The following is a 550-nucleotide window of genomic DNA, read 5'->3' on the forward strand; positions in this document are numbered from 1 at the left end:
TTCGTTTGTGGCTAAATTACCTTCAACATCTAGTGCGCTAACACTTGCTGTAATTTCACCATCAGCAAGGCCTGAAATATTAGTGGCATTTATTGCCCACTCACCGGCTGCATTAATCGCGACGTCTTCAACCGTGACTTTATCTCCGTTCACATCGGTAAATACCACAGTGGCTGTTTGGTTAGCATCAGCCTCTTCTATTATACCGCTTACAACTACATCACTTTGCTCTGCGGTATTAATAACAGTGTCATCACCTGTTGCAACATCAATGCTGGTTACTGCTGTTTTATCGTGAATGGCGGTGTCTGTATCGGTTGCTGTATTGCCAGCTTTATCACTGACTGTGGCTGTGGCAGTTAATTCGCCATCGTTAAGACCTGATAAGTTTGCACCGGTAATTGTGTAAGTATTATTGGTAACGGTGGCTTCAAAGCTGCGCTCATTACCGGCTTCATCTGTTACTACCACTGTTACCGTTTGGTTGTCTTCAACACCCGTTGTGGTACCTGTAATTTCAACGTTTACGTTTTCATCATTGCCGTTAATT

General features: G+C 43.5%; 1 protein-coding gene. It reads right to left on the bottom strand.

Features of this window, described 5'->3' with window-relative positions; genetic code table 11:
• A partial coding sequence (locus H5159_RS20780) for an Ig-like domain-containing protein (RefSeq protein ID WP_182780973.1) occupies nt 1–550 on the bottom strand: 550 nt, incomplete at both ends.

The sequence above is a fragment of the Pseudoalteromonas sp. SG43-1 genome (assembly GCF_014164415.1).
GTDB lineage: Bacteria > Pseudomonadota > Gammaproteobacteria > Enterobacterales > Alteromonadaceae > Pseudoalteromonas > Pseudoalteromonas distincta.